Origin of the sequence: Guyparkeria sp. SB14A (assembly GCF_005096345.1) — a bacterium.
Classification (GTDB): Bacteria; Pseudomonadota; Gammaproteobacteria; order Halothiobacillales; family Halothiobacillaceae; genus Guyparkeria; species Guyparkeria hydrothermalis.
Genome location: NZ_SWAW01000080.1, coordinates 1 through 255, shown reverse-complemented (window position 1 = coordinate 255; position 255 = coordinate 1). Strand labels below are relative to the sequence as shown.

The following is a 255-nucleotide window of genomic DNA, read 5'->3' as shown; positions in this document are numbered from 1 at the left end:
GGGCGCAGCGCCGGTTGTAGAACGCCGCCTGCAGGCCGGTGGCCATGCTGTGCTTGACCATCCCCTCGAAGCGCAAGGGGGCGAAGGCCCAGTCTCCCCACGCCGAGGCGGTGGAGTCGCCGTCGGCGATGGTGCGCCGGTCGGTCTGGGTCAGGCCTTCGGTGAACAGCTCGTCGTTGAGCTGGGTGAGCATGCCCACGGCGTAGGCGTCGCCGATGGCGTGGTCGGGCTGGTAGTAGCGCCAATAGCTCTTCA

The 255-nt window shown here is 68.6% G+C and carries 1 protein-coding gene; it reads right to left on the bottom strand.

Annotated elements, in window-relative coordinates:
* On the bottom strand, positions 1-255 hold a 255-nt coding region (locus FAZ79_RS11525), incomplete at both ends, for a hypothetical protein (RefSeq protein WP_211238851.1).